18 protein-coding genes are annotated in these 19,082 nt (G+C 48.2%); 8 read left to right on the forward strand and 10 right to left on the reverse strand.

Going from position 1 to position 19,082, the window contains the following annotated elements:
- Positions 1–9: 9 nt before the first annotated feature.
- Both ACFMKP_RS08980 and ACFMKP_RS08985 read right to left on the reverse strand, forming a co-directional pair.
- The gene (locus tag ACFMKP_RS08980) at positions 10–2,352 is read right to left on the reverse strand and encodes a tetratricopeptide repeat protein (protein ID WP_382291074.1); all 2,343 of its coding nucleotides are present in this window, start codon (positions 2,350–2,352) and stop codon (positions 10–12) included.
- A 105-nt stretch (positions 2,353–2,457) separates the two neighbouring features.
- Positions 2,458–3,513, reverse strand: a complete 1,056-nt coding sequence (locus tag ACFMKP_RS08985; protein ID WP_382291076.1) for an HAF repeat-containing protein — start codon at positions 3,511–3,513, stop codon at positions 2,458–2,460.
- Positions 3,514–3,770: 257 nt separating this feature from the next.
- On the opposite strand from ACFMKP_RS08985, the gene galE reads away from it, so the two are divergent.
- The 5 genes from galE to ACFMKP_RS09010 all read left to right on the forward strand — a co-directional run bounded on the left by galE (position 3,771) and on the right by ACFMKP_RS09010 (position 8,427).
- Positions 3,771–4,757, forward strand: coding sequence for a UDP-glucose 4-epimerase GalE (galE, locus tag ACFMKP_RS08990; protein ID WP_382291078.1), 987 nt, complete (start codon positions 3,771–3,773; stop codon positions 4,755–4,757).
- A 23-nt stretch (positions 4,758–4,780) separates the two neighbouring features.
- Positions 4,781–5,257 (forward strand): PaaI family thioesterase, encoded by a 477-nt coding sequence (locus ACFMKP_RS08995; protein ID WP_382291080.1) that lies wholly within the window; start codon positions 4,781–4,783, stop codon positions 5,255–5,257.
- Between the two features lie 166 nt (positions 5,258–5,423).
- Positions 5,424–6,380, forward strand: coding sequence for a hypothetical protein (locus tag ACFMKP_RS09000; RefSeq protein WP_382291082.1), 957 nt, complete (start codon positions 5,424–5,426; stop codon positions 6,378–6,380).
- Positions 6,381–6,507: 127 nt separating this feature from the next.
- Positions 6,508–7,434, forward strand: coding sequence for a hypothetical protein (locus ACFMKP_RS09005; protein WP_382291084.1), 927 nt, complete (start codon positions 6,508–6,510; stop codon positions 7,432–7,434).
- 42 nt (positions 7,435–7,476) lie between these two features.
- Positions 7,477–8,427, forward strand: coding sequence for a hypothetical protein (locus ACFMKP_RS09010; protein WP_382291086.1), 951 nt, complete (start codon positions 7,477–7,479; stop codon positions 8,425–8,427).
- 54 nt (positions 8,428–8,481) lie between these two features.
- Here ACFMKP_RS09010 and ACFMKP_RS09015 read toward each other — a convergent pair whose 3' ends face one another.
- Complete coding sequence (locus tag ACFMKP_RS09015; protein ID WP_164689274.1) at positions 8,482–8,649, reverse strand: hypothetical protein; 168 nt, start codon at positions 8,647–8,649, stop codon at positions 8,482–8,484.
- A gap of 68 nt (positions 8,650–8,717) precedes the next feature.
- Positions 8,718–9,731 (reverse strand): methyltransferase domain-containing protein, encoded by a 1,014-nt coding sequence (locus ACFMKP_RS09020; RefSeq protein WP_382291088.1) that lies wholly within the window; start codon positions 9,729–9,731, stop codon positions 8,718–8,720.
- A 132-nt stretch (positions 9,732–9,863) separates the two neighbouring features.
- Here ACFMKP_RS09020 and ACFMKP_RS09025 point away from each other — a divergent pair, with 132 nt between their 5' ends.
- Positions 9,864–10,784 carry a glycosyltransferase family 2 protein gene (locus ACFMKP_RS09025; RefSeq protein WP_382291090.1) on the forward strand — a complete coding sequence of 307 codons (921 nt, stop codon included), beginning with the start codon at positions 9,864–9,866 and terminating at the stop codon, positions 10,782–10,784.
- Positions 10,762–12,198: an undecaprenyl-phosphate glucose phosphotransferase gene (locus ACFMKP_RS09030; RefSeq protein ID WP_382291092.1), complete on the forward strand. Its 1,437-nt coding sequence runs from the start codon at positions 10,762–10,764 to the stop codon at positions 12,196–12,198. The genes ACFMKP_RS09025 and ACFMKP_RS09030 overlap by 23 nt, the downstream gene beginning before the upstream one ends.
- A 48-nt stretch (positions 12,199–12,246) precedes the next feature.
- Here ACFMKP_RS09030 and ACFMKP_RS09035 read toward each other — a convergent pair whose 3' ends face one another.
- Entirely contained in the window at positions 12,247–13,770 is a 1,524-nt protein-coding gene (locus ACFMKP_RS09035; RefSeq protein ID WP_382291094.1) for an MFS transporter, read from the reverse strand.
- A gap of 299 nt (positions 13,771–14,069) precedes the next feature.
- Here ACFMKP_RS09035 and ACFMKP_RS09040 point away from each other — a divergent pair, with 299 nt between their 5' ends.
- Entirely contained in the window at positions 14,070–14,513 is a 444-nt protein-coding gene (locus tag ACFMKP_RS09040; protein ID WP_382291096.1) for a hypothetical protein, read from the forward strand.
- Between the two features lie 156 nt (positions 14,514–14,669).
- Here ACFMKP_RS09040 and ACFMKP_RS09045 read toward each other — a convergent pair whose 3' ends face one another.
- From ACFMKP_RS09045 to ACFMKP_RS09065, 5 genes are all read right to left on the reverse strand, one after another.
- Positions 14,670–15,119 carry an Rrf2 family transcriptional regulator gene (locus ACFMKP_RS09045; RefSeq protein ID WP_382291097.1) on the reverse strand — a complete coding sequence of 150 codons (450 nt, stop codon included), beginning with the start codon at positions 15,117–15,119 and terminating at the stop codon, positions 14,670–14,672.
- 120 nt (positions 15,120–15,239) lie between these two features.
- Complete coding sequence (locus ACFMKP_RS09050) at positions 15,240–15,878, reverse strand: arylsulfatase (protein WP_382291099.1); 639 nt, start codon at positions 15,876–15,878, stop codon at positions 15,240–15,242.
- Positions 15,875–16,597, reverse strand: coding sequence for a DUF1990 domain-containing protein (locus ACFMKP_RS09055; protein WP_382291101.1), 723 nt, complete (start codon positions 16,595–16,597; stop codon positions 15,875–15,877). Before ACFMKP_RS09055 ends, ACFMKP_RS09050 begins: the two co-directional genes overlap by 4 nt.
- A complete protein-coding gene (locus tag ACFMKP_RS09060) occupies positions 16,590–17,231 on the reverse strand; it encodes a DUF1990 family protein (protein ID WP_382291103.1) in 642 nt (213 codons plus the stop codon). The genes ACFMKP_RS09055 and ACFMKP_RS09060 overlap by 8 nt, the downstream gene beginning before the upstream one ends.
- A 280-nt stretch (positions 17,232–17,511) precedes the next feature.
- Entirely contained in the window at positions 17,512–18,747 is a 1,236-nt protein-coding gene (locus tag ACFMKP_RS09065) for an ammonium transporter (protein WP_382291105.1), read from the reverse strand.
- Positions 18,748–19,082 lie beyond the last annotated feature (335 nt).

A 19,082-nucleotide genomic window follows, 5' to 3' on the forward strand; every position in this document is an offset into this window, starting at 1 on the left:
CCAAGGTTTTTAGAGTTCGAGCAATTCCGCTAGCCGTTGTTCTGATCGATTGATCCAGTGATCAAAGTATCTACTTCGCAGAATCTTAAGGTTAGCTTTGGCCTGTTCAAGAACTGCTGTGGCGGCATCAACCTGCTTGGTTACCCAAAAAACATCAAACAAATACATTAAATTGAGTGTCATTCCTTGCAGATCGTTATTAGTTTTTGTATGTGCTAAAGCCTCATTTAACGCTTCGATTGCCTCATCAATTCGATTAACTGCGTTTAACGAAGCTGCATAATTCCCTAACGCAATTGACAACTTATGCGTATCATTCGCTAAACGAAAAGCATTAATAGCTTTTTGGTAAACATAAAGCGCTTTTTCGGAACTATCCCCCATACGTAAAATATTACCAATATTATTATAAACCCTGCCAATATCAGTGTACATTGAATATTTTTTGTAAATTTCTAAACTTTTCCTCCAATAATTAAGTGCAGTATCTTTATTATTAGATGGTTGGATAACCCCTGAACGGTTGTATAATTCTGCAAGAAATAATATCTCATCCGGATATTTTTTTGTTATTTTAATCGATGTTTCTAAATATTTATCTAAAATATGCATATCTTCAATAAGAGAATTCCAATAGTTTCCATGAAATACAGTAAAATAATAAAGTATTTTTGCATAAATCATATTATGCTGATGATTAGAATCAATAACCTTTTTGCACCAATCTAAACCGTCTTTATAATAACTTTTTTTAAGCAAGTATGGGATAATTGCATACACTATTTCAGCTAAGCGGTTGTCGTAAACTGATTGATCTAACCAACCTAATGTTTGCAAAATATGTGGATAATAAAACTGAATTTGTTCAACCCATTGGTCTTTATTCGAATCAGTATAGGGATTTGCTTGAAGATAGTGATGCAAATAGTTAATTAATGATTGTTGGATTGTTGTTAAATTCTGCACATTATCTAGTTGTTGCTGGGCGTAATCACGAATCGTTTCCAGCATCATATAGGTTGCTGTGCCATTAACCACTATTCTTTTTATAAATTGATGCTCAAGCAACAGATGCAGTTGCTGATTGATAGACGCATGGCTCAATTGTGGAAAGAGCGCATAGGTCAATTCAAAATTCCATGGAGCTTGAAAAATTCCTAAATGATTGAAGATATATTTAGTTTCTGATTCAAGCAGCTGATAACTCCATTCTAAAGCTGTATATAAGGTTTGATGGCGATCTTCTGCATCATTGGTACTATTAGTTAATAATTCAAAGCGTTTATTTAATCCAAGCATAATTTGATCGATAGTTAATTGATTGCAATGGCCAGCAGCAAATTCAAGTGCCAACGGAATGCCATCAAGTTTATGGCAAATAGCCTGAATTAGGCTAAGATTATGCTGGTTAATTTGGAAAAAAGGATTAATTGCTTGTGCTCTACTAACAAACAACCTTAAACTATCAAAATTATCAATATCGCTTATGGCTAATTGGGTTTGCGGATCAGCAACACTGAGGCTTTGAATCGGTAGGATGTGTTCACCATAAAGATTTAATCGAATTCGACTGGTCGTAATAATTTTCAAGTTTGATGTTTGTCGCAATAATCGACTAAGCAGCGATGCAATACTTAAAATATGCTCAAGGTTATCTAGAATAAGGATACTTGGCTGTTCAGAAAAATATTCAGCTAATAATTCAATCAATTCATCAGTTTGTGGATTATAGTTTAGCCCCAAATGACGAGCTAAAAAGGACAAAGCTGCCGCAGGTTCACGAATGTCAACAAATGAGCAAAAATAAACCTTTTGGTTTGCTTCAGCCTCTAATTCATGGGCTAACTGAATTGCCAAGCGGGTTTTGCCGATGCCGCCGATTCCGGTTAGGGTAATGAGCCGAACCGATTGCTGCAATACATTATGGATAAATGCGATTTCTTGGGAACGTCCAATTAATTGTGTGAGCGGATACGGCAGGCGGCTCCGTTTTGGTTGGCTCGAACTGCTAGCTTGATGGTGCTGAACGTAGTTAAGCGGCACCTCACTGATTAGTTGCATGCTGAGGGTTTGCCAGAGGTCGCGTTGATGGCGATGGAAGGTTGCGGCATGAATATGCAAGCGCTCGCAGTATTCGATAACGCTGGCTTTTGGATAAGCTGTAATGACCGTTAAAAGATTTAATTGACGCTCACTTAAGCGTAAGTTTTGCAGATATTGATAAAAGCCACTTAAGCCACCAAAGTGTTGAATTGCTGTTTGCCACTGAGCATGCTGAAGCAGCCGCTGCGGGTTTTGCAGCAATGTTTGAATATTAGTTGGTGTCCATTGTAGGCTCAGGTCGGTTTTCATCAACAAAACCTATGGCTTTGAGGTTCGTATGCTGCCATTATACCCCGAAACAACGCTCCTGGAGTGTGAATTGAAGCAGGAGCGTTGTTAGCCTCAAGCGAAGCGTTATTCAGTCAGTTTCCAGAGCATTGCATCGGTAAAGAAAAACCAACCATCGTCATACTCCTGATAGCCAACAATTTGATTTGAGTCATTAATCGCAACTGCCTCTGTGTCGTAATCAGCCCAACCATCTTCACCTGGCCACAGATACAGAACCGTGCCATTGTGCCAAACGGTGGCCTTCCTAGCTTCCGAATCATAGGTAGAACCCACGATAATTCCCGCATCGTTAATATCATAGGCATAGGTATAGCTATCAGGGCTGGTACTTAAATCGGTGGTTACGCCATCGTCCCACAGAAAAGCCCGTGGAATTCCATCGGTCAAGACCATGGTGCCAACGATTTGCTCATGATTATTAATCCCATAGCCATAACTATTGGGTGCTGCCACATTCAGGTCGATAATGTGGCCATTTTTCCAAATCACGGCGCGTTTTTGGCCATTGGCATTGGTGCTCGTGCCGACAATGACTTTATGATCGTTAATTTCGTTGGCAGCACTGCTTGGGCCGCCGAGTGTGCCCAGATCAGTCATGGTGCCGCGATACCACATAAAGGCATGGCTTTCACCATTCGCCGTATCACTTGTGCCGATGATCCGTTCGCCATTACTAATATCGCTGGCGCTGCTATTCGTACCACCAAGCGTACCAAGCCCAAGCATGTCGTCGCCGTTCCAAAAAAAGGCTTGATACTGTGAGGAGGTACCACTTTTTCCAACGACATAGCCAGTATCATTAATGCCATACCCATAGCTTCGATCGTTTTCACTCGTATTAACTGGCCAAATTTCGGTCTTGGTGCCGCGCCGCCACATAAAAGCGTGATAATCTGATGATTCGTTCTCAGCGTAGCCACTAACCCGCCCAAAATCGTTAATATCGGAGGCGTAGCCATCGTGGCCACCAAGCGAGCCAATATTGGTCGTGGTGTAGCCGGGGTCGGTTGGAGTTGGCGTGGGCGTTTGGGCATGAACAGTGGGCGCTTGAAGTTGGCCAAGTCCGACGAGGCTAGCAACGAGCAGGCCACCAGCAATGATTTTTCTTCCTACATGCATTGATCGCTCCTCCAAAAAACTCTGCATGAATGGAAGCAATGCTGAAGGCAAGAGTTTATTTGATTCGTATGGTTTGGCTGTTAGGCCTAGTATACCCCATGAACAAGCACTCGGCTAGGCCAAAGAGTATTGTTCATCCTTCATCCCTCATCCTTCATCCTTTATTCAACTTCTCACCCACAATTAAGCTGATTCGGCTACAATAGCCAGCGAATTCGACGCTACACGACGCTCTTGCCGTGTAAAAAGGAGTTTGTATGCGTATTTTGGTCTCCGGTGGCGCTGGCTATATTGGCAGCGTAACCAGTGCCGCATTGCTTGATGCTGGCTACGATGTTGTAATCTTTGATAATTTGCGCCAAGGCCATCGCCAAGCGGTTCCTGCTGCTGCGACCTTTGTCTTAGGCGATCTCAATAATATTGCCGAAATTCGCGCTGCCTTTGAAGCGCATGGCCCCTTTGATGGCATTTTAAACTTTGCTTCGCATACCTTGGTCGGCGAGTCGATGCAGCACCCTGAATATTATCTGCGCGATAGCGTTGTGGCTGGGATTAACTTGTTGACCGTGGCCGCAGAGCATGGCGTAAAAGCGTTTATTCTTTCTTCAACCGCCAATTTATTCGACGACCCTGCCAAAATGCCAATCGACGAAAACGAGCGGATCGTGCCTGGCTCGCCGTATGGTGAGATGAAAGCCTGGATGGAACGGGCGCTCTATTGGTATGAACGTGTCCATGGCATTCGTTATGGAGCCTTGCGCTACTTCAACGCCTGTGGCTGCACACCCACGATTGGCGAGCATCACGACCCCGAAACCCACTTGATTCCCTTAATTTTGCAAGTTGCCTTGGGCCAACGCGAATCAATCGCAATCTTCGGCGACGATTATCCAACGCCTGATGGCTCGTGTGTGCGCGACTATGTGCATGTAAGCGATTTGGCTTCGGCGCATATTCTGACCTTGCAAGCGTTGCTCAATGGTGGTGCTAGCCGCCGCTACAATTTGGGCAATGGCGGTGGTTTCAGTGTCAAAGAAGTTATCCAAGCTGTGCGCACCGTCACTGGGCACGAGATTCCGGCAGTTGTTGCGCCGCGCCGCGCTGGCGACCCAGCGACCTTGGTTGCTTCATCGGATACGATTCGCAATGAGTTGGGCTGGGAACCACGCTATGCCACCATCGAAAGTATTATCGAAAGTGCTTGGGCTTGGCATCAACAACATCCTCACGGCTATAGCGAATAATTGCATTGCAAGGAGCAGCACTGATGGTTTCAACGACGCAACCAGCCTTTCAAGATCAATTGCAGGGCAATCATTGTTGGGGTTGTGGCAAAGATAATCCGCATGGCTTGCAGATCAAAAGCTATTGGGATGATGCTGAGGCTATTTGCCATTGGCAACCGCAGGCTTGGCATTGTGCCTCACCAACCCATGTGCTCAATGGCGGGATTATCGGCGCATTGATCGATTGCCATTCAATTATCAGCGCCATGGCCTTGGCTGCTCAACAGGCAGGGGTTGCACTCAGCAGCCCCACGCCAATTTGGTATGTTACCGGCAAGCTCGAAATTGCTTACCATAAACCAACCCCGCTTGGCCCAAGCGTTGCCTTACGCGCCCGCTTCGATGTGCAAAATGAACGCAAAACCTTGGTAACTTGTACATTGAGCGCAGGCGATCAGCTGTGTGCAACTGGCACGGTGTTGGCTGTGCGTGTGCCCAGCGAATGGATGCAGGCCTAAATAAGCTACGCTCACCCCAAACCCTCGTTCGTGCAATGGGCGAGGGAATTTTCGTTTTAGGCTGAAGCGCTGTGATCATGTAACATTCTTGTATGGTATACCGTACAGCTTGCCAAGCATAGTATTTGATTGCTGATTAAACGATTAACGCATAAAGGGGTTTTGTATGGACGAGGAATGGGATATTAATAGTAGCCGTCGGCCTTCAATTAGCCAGTTTATTGATCTTGCGAAACGCGATTATGCAGCTGCAATGGAGGCCTTGGAGCCTGATCCTAATGCCGATGCCTTAACATACCTCGATCAACAATGGGCAAAAGAAAGTGTCAAATATACCGGGATGCAAACATCACGCAATGGCATACCTGTGCAACAAAATCCAATGGTCTTGATAGTAATCTCGAGTGGGTTTGTGGTTGCGATGATCGTGACAATGGTTATTGGCTTTCGATCGCAGATGCCGCTGCTGTATTGTTTTAGCCTGTTTTTTATGTTGTTTGTGGTCATGTCTGGCTTTGCTATCCGTAACCAATTGCGCTTTGCAAAAGCGAAAGAACGCTATTTAGCCCAACGCGCTGCATTAATTAGCCAATTAGGCATCAAACCAGACGCTGTTCCGCCAGCCCCAGTGATTGAAAAACCGCTGATCCATACATCAGTAACAACCTCTGCGGAAACGCAAATTCGCCAATTGCAATATCACTATCATAGTATTAATGATCAGGAACAATATCGGCGTTCGGTCTTGAGCATTATTGCCCATGCACCTGAGCATGAGCGCCCGTATCTCAAGGCACTCGCTGCCATCGAATCGGAATGGGTGCAAGAACGGCTTAAGTATGTGCGCTTTGAAAATGGTCGTCGCCAACAACGCGCCAATCGTCCGGCGAATCTATGGTTTGTTTTAGGGGTCTGTTTCTTCTTTGCTGCCGCTGGGATTGTGAATGGGATCGCAACCGGCAATTGGGTTAATGTGCTGGGAGTGCTTATAATTCCAACGATCATTGCCATCACAACCTTGCATTCAAATCAACGCATCAAAGCATATCGCGATTTAGAAGATAGGTATGCTGAGCGGCGCAAGCAACTCCATGGCCGCTTTCGCGATCAAGCTCCATTTTAAATATTACGAAATGTCGATCATTAATCTGGCGTAACCTTCCTGTTAGCGTGGCGTATACTCTAGCAGGAAGGTTTTTCGTGATTAAATAGCTAAAAATAAAATCTATCTGAATATTAAGGAATCTCCAATGGCAACATTAAATGAATTTTCTGCCATCCTTGGAGAAGCATATAAAACCCAACGTGAAATTGAACAATCGCTAGAACCAGATCCCAATGCAGACCCTGTAACTCAACTCGACCAAGCATGGCGCAAAGAACGCGCAACGTATGTTGGTATCGTGGATAGTACCAGCCCAATTTCCGCCGCAGGGCCATTAATTATCATCACCTTCTCCTTATCATTTTTTGGGGTTGGGTTTATGTTGTGGCGTGAAGCAAGCAGCTTGGCTGGTTGGATTCTGTATGCGCCAGCAATCTTTTGTATTGGCTGTAGCCTCATGTTTCTTTTGGCGCTGCCAAATGCTATCAAAGCGGTACTTGGCGAACGCCGCTATTTGCAAAAACGCGCGTTGCTGGTTAAACACTATGGCGACCCCAGCCCAAGTGCAGAATTGCTGCTTTCAGGCAAGCGCTTACGCTATGCTTGGCCAAAAAAGAGCCGTTCGGAAGCTGAAAGCCGTTTTCATGAGCTGCAGGCTGAATACTACGATTCAGGCTGCCGCGATCAAGCCTATTATGCGACGTTGCAACGCTTTATTGCCCATGCTCCAGCAGCCGATCAGCGCTATCTCAGCGAATTAGCCCAATTAGAAGAGCGCTGGCTTAAAGAGCGTTTTGGCTCGTTGCATTTTGTTAATCAGCTGGAAACCCAGCAAGCCCCGAGTGTCTTTGGAGCTTGGTTTATCTTTGGGCTGGGACTGGGATTAATGGGTTTTGGGGTTATGCTGCTAACTATCGCTGCACAAGCACTCTATGCGCTGCTGGGTGCTATTTTTGGCTTGGCAATGCTGCTTGGCTCGTTTTCAATCCGCAAACGGGCAATTGCGCTCGTTGCCTCAGAGCAACGCTATTTTGCCCAACGCCAACAGCTGAGCCACGATTATGGGCGCTAAATAATTGGATATTGTGCGCTTGCTTGAAATGAGGATTAATCGATGGCGCAATCAACTCCAATTGATCCAATAACCGACCATGCTGCTCGTTTCGAGCACAATCCAGGAACGCTTGATCCCTTAGCTGCGCTTGATCAGCAATGGGAGCAAGAACGGGTTACCTATGTTAGCGAATATAGTGCTGATCCACGGATTAAGCTTCTCAGCATTCCAATGATGGGCGCATTACTCTGGATGTTGCTGATGTTTGGGGCAATGTCCTTGCGCGAGGCAATTAACCAACTTGATCTTCGCTTTTTGCTGGGAAGCTTTGTGATTGGTGGCTTTTGTGTTGTGCTGCTATTCGGATTGCGAGCGGGCATTCGTCTGCGCTTGGCTGAACGCCGCTATCTTAAACAGCGAGCAGCCTTAGCTAAAGCACTGAATCGGCCAAGCAAATCGCAGCCATTAACACCCAAACAACGCATCTCTTCGCCAACCAACCAGCAATCCAGCCAATGGACTGCTGCCGAACAACAAATCTATGCGCTGCAAGAATTACATTATGCTGAGCCTAAGCGCGATAAACACTATCACGCACGCATCCAACGGATCATTGTTGATGCACCAAAAGCTGAGCAAGCCTACCTGACGGAATTGGTGCAATTAGAGCAGCGTTGGCTCAATGAGCGGTTGCGCTATCAGAATATCAAACCTTACTATACCTATCATCCAGAGCTTCCCGATGACGATGGCGTGTATACAATCCGCTTTGAGCTGAACAATTGGTTTACTTTATTAATTGGGTTTGGGGTATTGCGCTTGGGCATTTGGCTTGCTTGGAACTATTCAAGCGCCCTGTTAAACGGAATGTCCTTCGTTTCGATGGGAGTTGTTTTCATCCTAATAGCATGGGAACTGCAGCGCACAAAGCCAAATCTGCACCAAGCAGAACAGCGCTATTTTCAGCAACAAGCTGCCTTGGCCCAAAAGTATGGTCGCTTTAATTCATAAGCAAACGATCTGATGTGTAGGGATAAACCGAGCACATCAGATCGTTTGTTTAGTTTAGCGTTTTTGTTCGCCCTCGGCGGCCTGTCGGCGGAGCAATTCGAGAATTTTGGTTTGTGGTAGGCCGGTTTGGGCTGCCAAGCGAGCTATCTCCAGTGAAAGCTCACGCGGATTCAGGGCCAAGATCCGTTTGGCTTCGGTGGCTTGGGTCTTTTTATCAATCATCGCGGAACTCCTATGCTGGCTCAAAACTGAGCTATGCTCATTGTAGCGCAAATGGCTTAAGCTTCAAGTTATGAACGCTTAAGTTTATTGAGCATGCGCATGGCTCGGCCATTATTAACCGCGTTGAGGCGTTGCTCAAGGTGTTCGAGATATTGATTTTTAACTTCAAGTGTGGCTTCGAGGCGGCGAATATATTGATTCATGCTTTGAAGTTGTTTGGCAATCTCAGCATGATCAGCCTCGAACCAAGCAAGCTTTTGGCTGGTTTGTTCAAGCTGGGCTTGCAACTCGGCATTATGGCGGTGATGGGCATTGCGCGAGGGTTTGGCTGCATAGATCGTCAGAAACAAATACTCTGCTGATTCATCGCTATACAACACTTCAAAGCCAGCTTTTTCCAAGACCATAGTTAAGGTTGCAGCAGTATAGTGAACAGGATGCGAGGCACAAAAAATATGCAAGCCATGGCCGCGGCGCAGATATTCATCGGCAAAGCTGTAGGCGGGAACTTGAATCGCCAAAACGCCATCAGGCGTGAGCAAATCGTAGAGTTGTTGCAGCATCTGGACTGGCTGATGTAGATGTTCGACCACATGCCAACAGGTAATCAGATCATACAATTGCCCTTCTGGCAAGGCTTCGAGATTGGGATAAATTGGAAAGCCAAAGCGTTCGCGGGCCGCTGCCGCTGAAACCAGCGATAATTCCACCCCGCTTGGTCGCCAGCCGCGGCGGGCTGCTGCCGCCAACAAATAGCCGCGATTACAGCCAACATCGAGAATCGAACGCGGCTTGAGGTCGGTCATTGTTTCAAGCCAGGCAATGATCTCATCGCGGTCGTCCACGGCTTGGGCTTGTTGCTCAGCATCGTACTCATAGACATCGCTTTGATCTTCGAGCATATGAATGCCGGCTAAGCTCAGGCGTGGATTCTGGTAGACCACCGAGCAGCCAAGGCATTGATTGAGCGTTACGCCTATTTCAAGATGCGGCTCTGGGTAATGGGCCACAAACTGCGCCTCGGGGTGCTGACAGATAGGGCAGGCATTGATCGATTCGATTGGGAACGCTTGAGTCGTCACAGCACAATCCTTTCGCTAGAACGTTGCATGGCGCATCGCTTGGGATGCTGAGTGCTTGCCCATTATACCAACGCTGATTGTTACGCAAGCGATACAATTGCGCTTGATATTATGCAGTATAATTGGCACGCTATGAAACATATTGCTGTTGTGATTCTTAATTTCAATTCGGGCGATGTCTTGAAACCCTGTTTAGCTTCATTGGCAGAGCAAGATTGGGATGGTCGGCTTGATGTCTGGGTGGTTGATAATGCATCAGCCGATTCCAGTGTGGCGATGGTGCGTGAGCAGTTTGCTTGGGTGCGCCTCATTGCATCGCCAGAAAATATTGGTTTTTCTGCGGGTAACAATCTCGCCTTGCGCCAGATTTTGGCCGAAACCCCAACGCCTGAGGCGGTTTTGGTGCTCAACCCCGATACAGTTGTGCCAAGCAATGGTATTTCTGGCTTGGTTGCGGCCTTGGTTGAACGACCAAAAGCGGGAATTGTCGGGCCAAAATTGGTGCTAGCCGATGGCTCGCTCGACCTTGCGTGTCGGCGTTCGTTTCCGTCTGCAGAGGTTGCGCTCTACCGCATGACGGGCTTATCGATGCTTTTCCCACGCTCGCCGCGCTTTGGTCGCTACAATATGACCTATCTCGATCCTGATGTGACAACCGAAGTCGATTCGATTGTCGGCGCGGCAATGTTGTTGCGCACTGAAGTCTTGCGCGATGTGGGCTTACTCGATGAAGCCTTTTTTATGTATGGCGAAGATCTCGATTGGTGTTATCGCACCAAGAGCTATGGCTGGCAAGTCTGGTACGACCCACGGGTAACCATTTTGCACTATAAACGGGTTTCGAGCACGCGCCGCGCAGTGCCATCGATTCGGGCATTTTATGATGCGATGCGGATTTTTCATCGCAAGCATTATGAGGCGACGACACTTGCACCGCTCAATTGGTTGATTTATCTCGGCATTAGATTAAAAGAATGGCAAGCGTTAGTGCGCAATCGATTGCGTCCGTTGGCCTCTCGGCGAGCAATGCATGGCAACAACAAGAATGCTTAATCAAACAACCGTCGTTACGCGCCGCTATCGCTACGTTGTGCTATTGCTGCTGATTAGCTGCGATATTATTGGCGTGAACGGTGGTTTTTTCTTAGCCTACTACCTTAATCTCGATGCGATTGTGCGCGAATTTCAGCCGCCAAGTGCTGGTCAAGTGCTGCTGACGTTGGCGGTGCTGAATGCCTTGTTTGGCACACTGTTTACGGCCAACGGACTCTATCGCATGCAGCGTGGTGGCTCACGCATCGACGAAGGCTACCATATTTTTCGGGCAATTGCGATTGGCACGGTGATGTTTATCGCGCTCAATACCCTGTTCCCATTGCTTAATATCACCACCCAAACCTTGGTCTATGGCTGGATTTTGGCGATTATTCTGACCACGATCTTGCGCTTGCTCTATCATCAGGGCATTGGCCAGTTGCGCTTGCGCGGCTATGATACGCGGCGGGTTTTAATTGTTGGCGCTGGCGAAATTGGTCAATTGGTCTATCGCCAGATGAGCAAAGTGCCAACCTTGGGCTACCAAATTATTGGCTTCCTCTCCAACGACACGCCAACTGGCCAGCAAGTGCTTGATGATGTGCCAGTCTTGGGCAAACGCGCTAAACTTGGCTTAGCAGTGCGCACTTGTGCGATCGATGAAGTGATTATTGCGGTTAGTGGGGCATCGTATAACGATATTTTTGCTTTAGTTTCGCAAATCGATGATGAAAGTGTCGCGATTAAAATTTATCCCGATGCCTTTCAATTGATCACCAATAATGAAGTTTCGGTTGGCGAATTGAGTGGTTTGCCGCTGATTACCTTGCGAGCTGTGCCGCTTGATCGCCAATTGAACCGCACGATCAAGCGCTTGCTTGATGTGGCGGTTTCGGCGATGGCCTTGATTATGCTTTCGCCGTTGTTGCTGTTAATTGGCATTTTGATCAAAATTGATTCGCCAGGCCCAGCGTTTTTTATTCAAGAGCGGGTTGGCCGCGATGGTCGGCCATTTAAGATGATCAAATTTCGTTCGATGCGAACTGATGCTGAAAAAATGGGCAGCTGGACAACGCCAAATGATGATCGGCGGACGCGGTTGGGCACCTTCTTGCGCCGCTTCTCAATCGATGAATTGCCACAATTTATCAACGTGTTGTTGGGTGATATGAGTGTGGTTGGGCCACGGCCTGAGCAACCGCGCTATGTGGCCCAATTTAGCGAACAAATTCCACGCTATATGCATCGTCATCGTGAGAAGGCTGGCATTACTGGTTGGGCACAAGTCAATGGACTACGTGGCGATACCTCAATCGAGGAGCGGACGCGCTACGATTTGTATTATATCGAAAATTGGTCGCCCATGTTCGATATTAAAATTATTATTCGCACTGCCTACGATGCGATTCGCGGCAATGAGAATGCCTACTAACCTCTCAATTGGCCCCGCTTCACACAATGTGGAGCGGGGCTACTTTTTTTAGGCAAAAATTGGCGTATCGCCTTCGCTGCGTTCGCGGGGCAGCCACCAAATTGGAATCAAAGCCAATAAGCAAATGACGGCAGCAGCAAAAAAAGTGCTGTGATAGACCGTCATCTCATTTTGGGTGAATGCTGCTAGCGCCTTGCCATTCTCTAAATCTTCGAGGGTTAATACCAAGCGACTGTTCAGGCTGTTGCGATAGGATAAACTCCACGATGCTAAGGCTGAAACGCCCAAGGTAATGCCGACCATGCGCAACGCATTGAGCAAACCAGCTGCCGTGCCCATAGATTCGCGGGCAACGTTGCCAATCGCAGCGGCGCTTAACGCTGGTAACACCAAACCAAAGCCAGTTCCGGTAAGCAGCAGATAGAGCGTCAACATCCATTGGTTGGTTTCAAGGTTCCAAAAACCAAGCAAGCAAAAGCCGACTGCCGTGATGATCATGCCAAGGCTGGCCACCAAGCGCGCGCTGATCCGGCGCATCAACATCCCACCCAAAACAGCGCCAATTGGAATCATAATCGTCAAGCGCATAAGGGTTAAGCCGCCGCTGAGGGCATCGCCTGAGAGCACAGTGCCAACAAAAAACGGCACATTGACCATGCCGACGATCAAGGCCATGCCAACCAGCAAATTGGTGATATTGGCAGCGCTAAACGCTGGAGTGCGAAAGGCGCTTAGTTCAATTAATGGCGTTTTGGTGCGCCGTTCCCACCAAATAAAGCCAATAAAACTAACCACCGTTAATAGCAACAGCCCAATTGTGAGCGGCGATGTCCACTCGACTGCATATTGGTCGAGATTGCCGCTTTCGGCGCTTGGCTCGACGGCGAGGCTGCCAAGCGAGCGTGAAAGTGCCACCGTCAACGCAGTTAAACTGATTGCGATCAAGCCGCCGCCAACATAATCGACAGCCCCGTGGTTGCCTAGCCGATTTGGCAACGTCCGGATAATCGCCCATGCCAATACTGCCCCCAAGGGTACATTCAGCCAGAAAACCCAGCGCCAACCATCAACATCCAAGAGTTGAATTTGCGAGATTAGGCCGCCGTAGGCTGGGCCAAGCACCCCGCCAGCTTCACCAGCAGCGCCCATAATGCCCAAGGCAGTAGCATGATGAATTGGCTTAACTTCATCCATGGCGATTGCAAGCCCAATTGGCAAGACCGCGCCTCCACCAATGGCCTGAACGATGCGCCAAGCAACCAATGCCCAAACGCTATTGGCCAAGGCACAGCCAATTGAGCCAACCACAAAAACCCCTAAAGCTGCCAAAAACAAGCGGCGATGGCCGTAGGCATCGGCGATGCGGCCAAGCAAGGGCATGGCAACCGTGTAGCCAAGCAGATAGCCAGTAATAACCCAAATGCCCTGCTCAAGCGCTTGATCAACGCTCAAACCCAAGGTGCTGACCACATTTGGTAAGACGGTGATCACCACCGTTTGGTCGAGGGCGGCCAGAAAAATAATCAGGGCTGTCCAAACAAGGCCCCATGGCCAGCGACGTGTTTCTGCCATATGTTGGATTCCTACCGCTAGTTTCTCTTCGTGCTGCATCATAGCATGTAGGTTTAGCTCACGACAAGGATTGTCACGAGCGTTAACAGATTGGGCTTCTCGATAACCATTGTTGCTCGTTCAAAGCACACAATCAAGCAACGATAATGGGCCATAGGTCGGCTGCAACAACCAATTAAAGCATGCGGCAACAAAGCCCAAGCGCATATCCATAGAATAATATGGGGTATTAACTATAATGATCGTCTATCATGTTCCGGTTTGTTAATCGTATCTGAAAGAAATATAGAGAGACATCGATGAAACATCTACTCAAATGCATGATCGTGGTAGTCTTATGCTCCTGCGGATCAACCGTTTCTAATATGGATATAGCAACGATTAATCCAGTGACATCAAATAATCAGGTGACAGCTGAAGAAGTGCTTGAAGATTTTCGGCGTGATGGGTTTAATCCCCAGCTTTCGGGTAACAGTAGCGTGCAATGGTTGAACACTGCTCCAGGGGCGGCATATAGCCTAGGCACAGGATGGCTCCATATTCACACCTATGCAAGTATTGATGATGCGACTGCTGCAGCTAAAATGATCCCTCCCACTGCTGATACTGGTCAAACTGACTGGATTGCTGATCCACATTTTTTTCAGTGTAAGAACATTATTGTGCTCTACCTTGGGGCAGAGGATTCGGTGCTTAATCTCCTGATGACCCGCTGTGGGCTTGCATTTGCAAGCAGACCTTGATTTCATCTGCATACCCATTGGCCTTTAAATCACGCGCTGCTTAGCTTGTCTTGCCCCCGTAGTCAATAGTTTGTATCAACCATTTGATCTAGCTCAACAGCAGCTCGATTTTTACAATCAGCAAGTGTTGAGTAGATTGATGCAACGCTAGAGTGCTTAGACCGAAGATTGACCTACTTGTGGCTTGGCTTGGGCCTGCATCTCGCGCACAACTTCGGCGAGGCTTTTATTGGCCAGCACTTGTTGCATCGCTGCTTCGGCATTGCTAAAAATCGTGCTAAGCACTGGCTGAATCGTGCGCCCACAGCGACAATCTTGGTTGGGCGAGCTGGCATGCAACGGTAAAATACGGCAATTTTCGGTGGCACGATAAATATCGTTGAGGGTAATTTCGTGAGCAGAGCGCGCCAAACGCGTGCCACCGTCGGCACCATATTCGGTGTGAACTAAGCCCGCTTTGTTCAATCGGCCCAAAATTCGTCGAATAACCACTGGGTTGGTATTGACGCTGGCTGCAATTGAGCTTGAGGAAAGAGCTTGATTGGCATTGGTTTCAAGCAGTGCCAAAATATGCACCGCTACAGCGAATCGACTGCTTGCACTCATGGTTTTTTGCCTCATTGTGAATATGAAACAAGTATAGTTACATTTTAACCAGCTGTCAATGAAGCTTAAATAGCGATTTGGTGGTGCTTTGATAACCAGCGTATCAATACCATTTTTTAACTACGCTCGATCGTTGGCTGCAAACAGGCTTTCAATCGCGCTGCGTGGGCTGCTCAAAATAGGGATTTTTTGTTGACATAATTTTATGGCAGCGGCCATTGATGCTTGGGCTAAAACAATCACATCGGCGGCCTGAATCTGCGCAAGCTGGCTGGCAATTTGCTGCAAATAACTGGCTTGATCGTTGGCTAAAAAGGCCTGCCACGCAGCGGCACAAAGGTAGGTTTCGATCTGAATTGGCTTGGCTTGAGCCTGAGCAAGGCTGTGTAAGAGTTGCGTGGTTGGCTCAAGTGTACTTTCTAGTGCTGCAACCACGGCTATGCGTGAGCCAAGCTCAATTGCCTGCTGGGCCATCGCGCGATCAACCCGCACAACCTTAGGGTTGAGCGTCTCGGCGAGGCCTCCAAGGGTCGAGCATGTGCACAGAATTTGCTGCATGCCTTGGGCTTGCAAATCGCCAATAATTTGTACGAGTTGCTGAGCAATGGCTGAGTTTAAGCCTTCGTGGCGTGCTTGTTCAAGCAAGGCTGGCACAACCACGTGCGCAACCGCACAGCTTGGTGCGATTTCAGCAATTAATTGATCAAAGGTTGCCACGTGGACGGCGGCAGTATGAATGAAGCCTAATTTGCTGATCATTGTTTTTCGACGACCTCGGCCAATTGTTCGGCAGCCTCGGGATTGTTGGCGGTGCTTTGGATGGGCGTTTGCTCGCTGGCTTGGCTTGGCACACCAGCTAAGGCTTCCTGAACCAAGGTTTGCATACGCTTCATCGCATCACGGGCAAAACGCAACTGCAAATGCCGCCCAAAAAGTTTAAAGCCAATCCAATAGATCGGGTTGCTAATGCGCCCAGTTTGCGAGAAGGCATGGATTCGGAAGAGCACTTGGCCAGTTTCGACCATTTTAACAATGCTGAAATCAATTTGGCCGCGCTCGAAATGGCCTTGCAAAGTTTGATAGTTGTAGCCCCAAACTCGCTCAGTACCATGGTCGGTCTGGCGAGTTTCGTCGATCACGCCGCCAATTTTAACCCCAAAATAGAAGGTAAAGCCCAAAAATGTGCCGCGCAGCAACATAATTCGCTGCTCTAGCGGCTGATCGGGAATAAAAATGCCGGTGATTAGATCTGGTGGCGGAAAGCGATATTCGCGCAGCACCGCGCAGGCTGCCTGCCACGAGCCATGCGCTTGCGGTTCGCCTGGCTGTTCTGGCGGCAATTCAGCTTCATAATCATCAACATTCCAGCCATTTTCCTTGGTATATTCGTGGACGCGCTGCAAATCGAAATTCAGTTGCGCATCGCGATACGCTTCAATTTGTTGGCGATATTGTTGCCATAAAGGTGTTTCAGTCATGGATCACTACCTCGCCCTCAGTTGTTTGTTCAATGGTGCTGGTTTGAATTTCGCCAAGCTGCTCTGCTTGGGCATATTCAACCACGCGTTCGCAAAAGGTGCGCCAAACTTGGGTTTGCACTGCCTTGCCGATTGTATAGGCCATTTCGACCAAGCCATCGCGCGAGCGGGCCTCGGAGCCAATTTCAAAGCGCCAAGTTTGGGCTTGCTCAGGGTGTGGTTTAAGCTCAAAGTGAATCTGGCCCGCTTCTGGGTGGCCTTCGAGGGTGCTAAAACTAAAGCTCAACGGTTGGCTTTCGCGCACGCGCACCGTGCCATTCCACGGCCCCAAAATGGCAATATCATATTCATCGCCAACCTGCATTACACGCTCATCACCAGTGGCTTTACGAAAATCGGCAAATAAGCCAGGGCTGAAATCGGGCAGATTGGCCTTGATATGTTTGACCAAGCTTTCTGGTGTTTGCTTGGGTGCTGCAAAATCGACCCAATAACGGCGGCGATAGAGCGAGCCGCTACCTGCTTGTGGGCGTTGGGTTGTTTTGCCGCGTTTGAAACGGCGCTGCCAGAGTTGGCTTAAACCGACAAATCCTAGACCCAGCCCGAACATCCAAACGATATGCCGTCGTTGCATGGTTGACCTCATTGTAAACCGCGATTGATCGTGATTGATCTTAACTGAGGTGTTGTGTATGCAAAAAGAGCACCACGAATTGAGCTTCGGCGATGATATGCTTAAACAAAAATCCGAGCTATGGATTTTTCCATAGCTCGGGTTGAACGAACCGACTTAGGCTTGAGCGCTCTTTGGCATGCGCAACCAAACAGCAACCATCGCGACGAACAAGACCAAAGCAATGATGAATTCCATGGTGTAACTCCTTATAAACGAATGCGATAGAGATTCAAACCAATTAGGCACCCATCCGATAGGCGATTTCGCCGTGTTGGCTGCTATCCAACCCTTGTTCTTCTTCGGCTTCAGTAACCCGAATCCCAAACAAGAGATCAACAATTTTGAGAATGCCCCAGGTCATTGCGCCAGCATAGACTGCCACAATCCCGACCGTGAGCGCTTGTACGCCGAGTTGGCTCCAGTTGCCTGCAAGTAGGCCATCAGCGCCAGCGGGATTGATGCTCTTGGTAGCGAAAACGCCGACCAAAATTGCCCCTAGCAAACCGCCAACCCCGTGCACGCCAAACACATCAAGCGCATCGTCAACCCGACCCCGTACCAAGTTTTCGACCACAAAGTAGCAGATGCCACCAGCCAAGAAGCCGATTAGCAATGAGGCCATTGGGGTCACAAAACCAGCAGCAGGCGTGATTGCGACCAAACCAGCGACGGCCCCTGCCGAAGCGCCAAGCACGCTTGGGCGTTTGTGTTGAATCCAGCCAGCGGTCATCCAAGCCAGCATTGCCATTGCTGCTGCTGAGTTGGTGTTGACAAAGGCGGAAACTGCCAAGCCGCCAGCACCCAACGAGCTGCCTGCATTGAAGCCAAACCAGCCAAACCATAGCAAAGCGGTGCCAATCACGGTCATTGTAGTATCGTGTGGCTCCATTGCTTCTTTGCCATAACCTGAACGGCGGCCCAACACCAAGGCACAAACTAAGGCCGAAACCCCTGACGTGATGTGCACAACCGTGCCACCAGCAAAGTCCAATGCGCCTAATGAGCGCAACCAGCCGCCATCAGCCCAAACCCAGTGCGCTACTGGCGCGTAAATAAAGGTTGACCAGGCCAATGAGAACACAACAAACGATTTGAAGCGCTTGCGTTCGGCAAAGGCACCTGAAATCAAGGCAGGGGTAATGACCGCAAACATCATTTGATAGATCATAAAGGCTTGGTGGGGGATTGTTGCGGCATAGGTTGGATTTGGCTCGATGCCCACGTTGCGCAGGCCAACCCAATCGAGGCTGCCAATCACGCCACCAACATCAGGCCCGAAAGCCAAACTATAGCCAAAGAGCACCCATTGCACACTGATTAAGGCCAACATAAAAAAGCTGTGCATCAAGGTTGAAAGCACGTTCTTCTTGCGAACCATCCCGCCATAAAAAAGCCCTAAGGCGGGGGTCATCAACATAACCAGGGCGGCTGAGAGAAGCACCCAAACGGTATCGGCTCCGTTAATCATTTCCATGCTGCGGGTCTCCCTAACTTGTGCTGAATGTCGGACGCTACCTGCTTGAACATTCGTGATCCGCAGCGCTGGGGATCATCGGATTGTGGATGATGGTTGAATGGTTGAAGTTGGTTTTTGTTGGACACTTGTACAAAACGTACAAACAAAAACCGATTTTGGCTTGCTTGGCAGCAATATGATGACTGAAACTTGGTTAGCACTAAGCATAGCCGATCCAAATATGGGCTTGAATTAGCAAATTGCACGATCTTAATTGATTGTTAATTGTGCATGTTGTACAAATAGATCAATCAAGCCCTTGTTGGCTAAATTGCCTAAGTTTGTTACGCTCG

The sequence above is a fragment of the Herpetosiphon sp. NSE202 genome, from assembly GCF_042688385.1.
GTDB lineage: Bacteria > Chloroflexota > Chloroflexia > Chloroflexales > Herpetosiphonaceae > Herpetosiphon.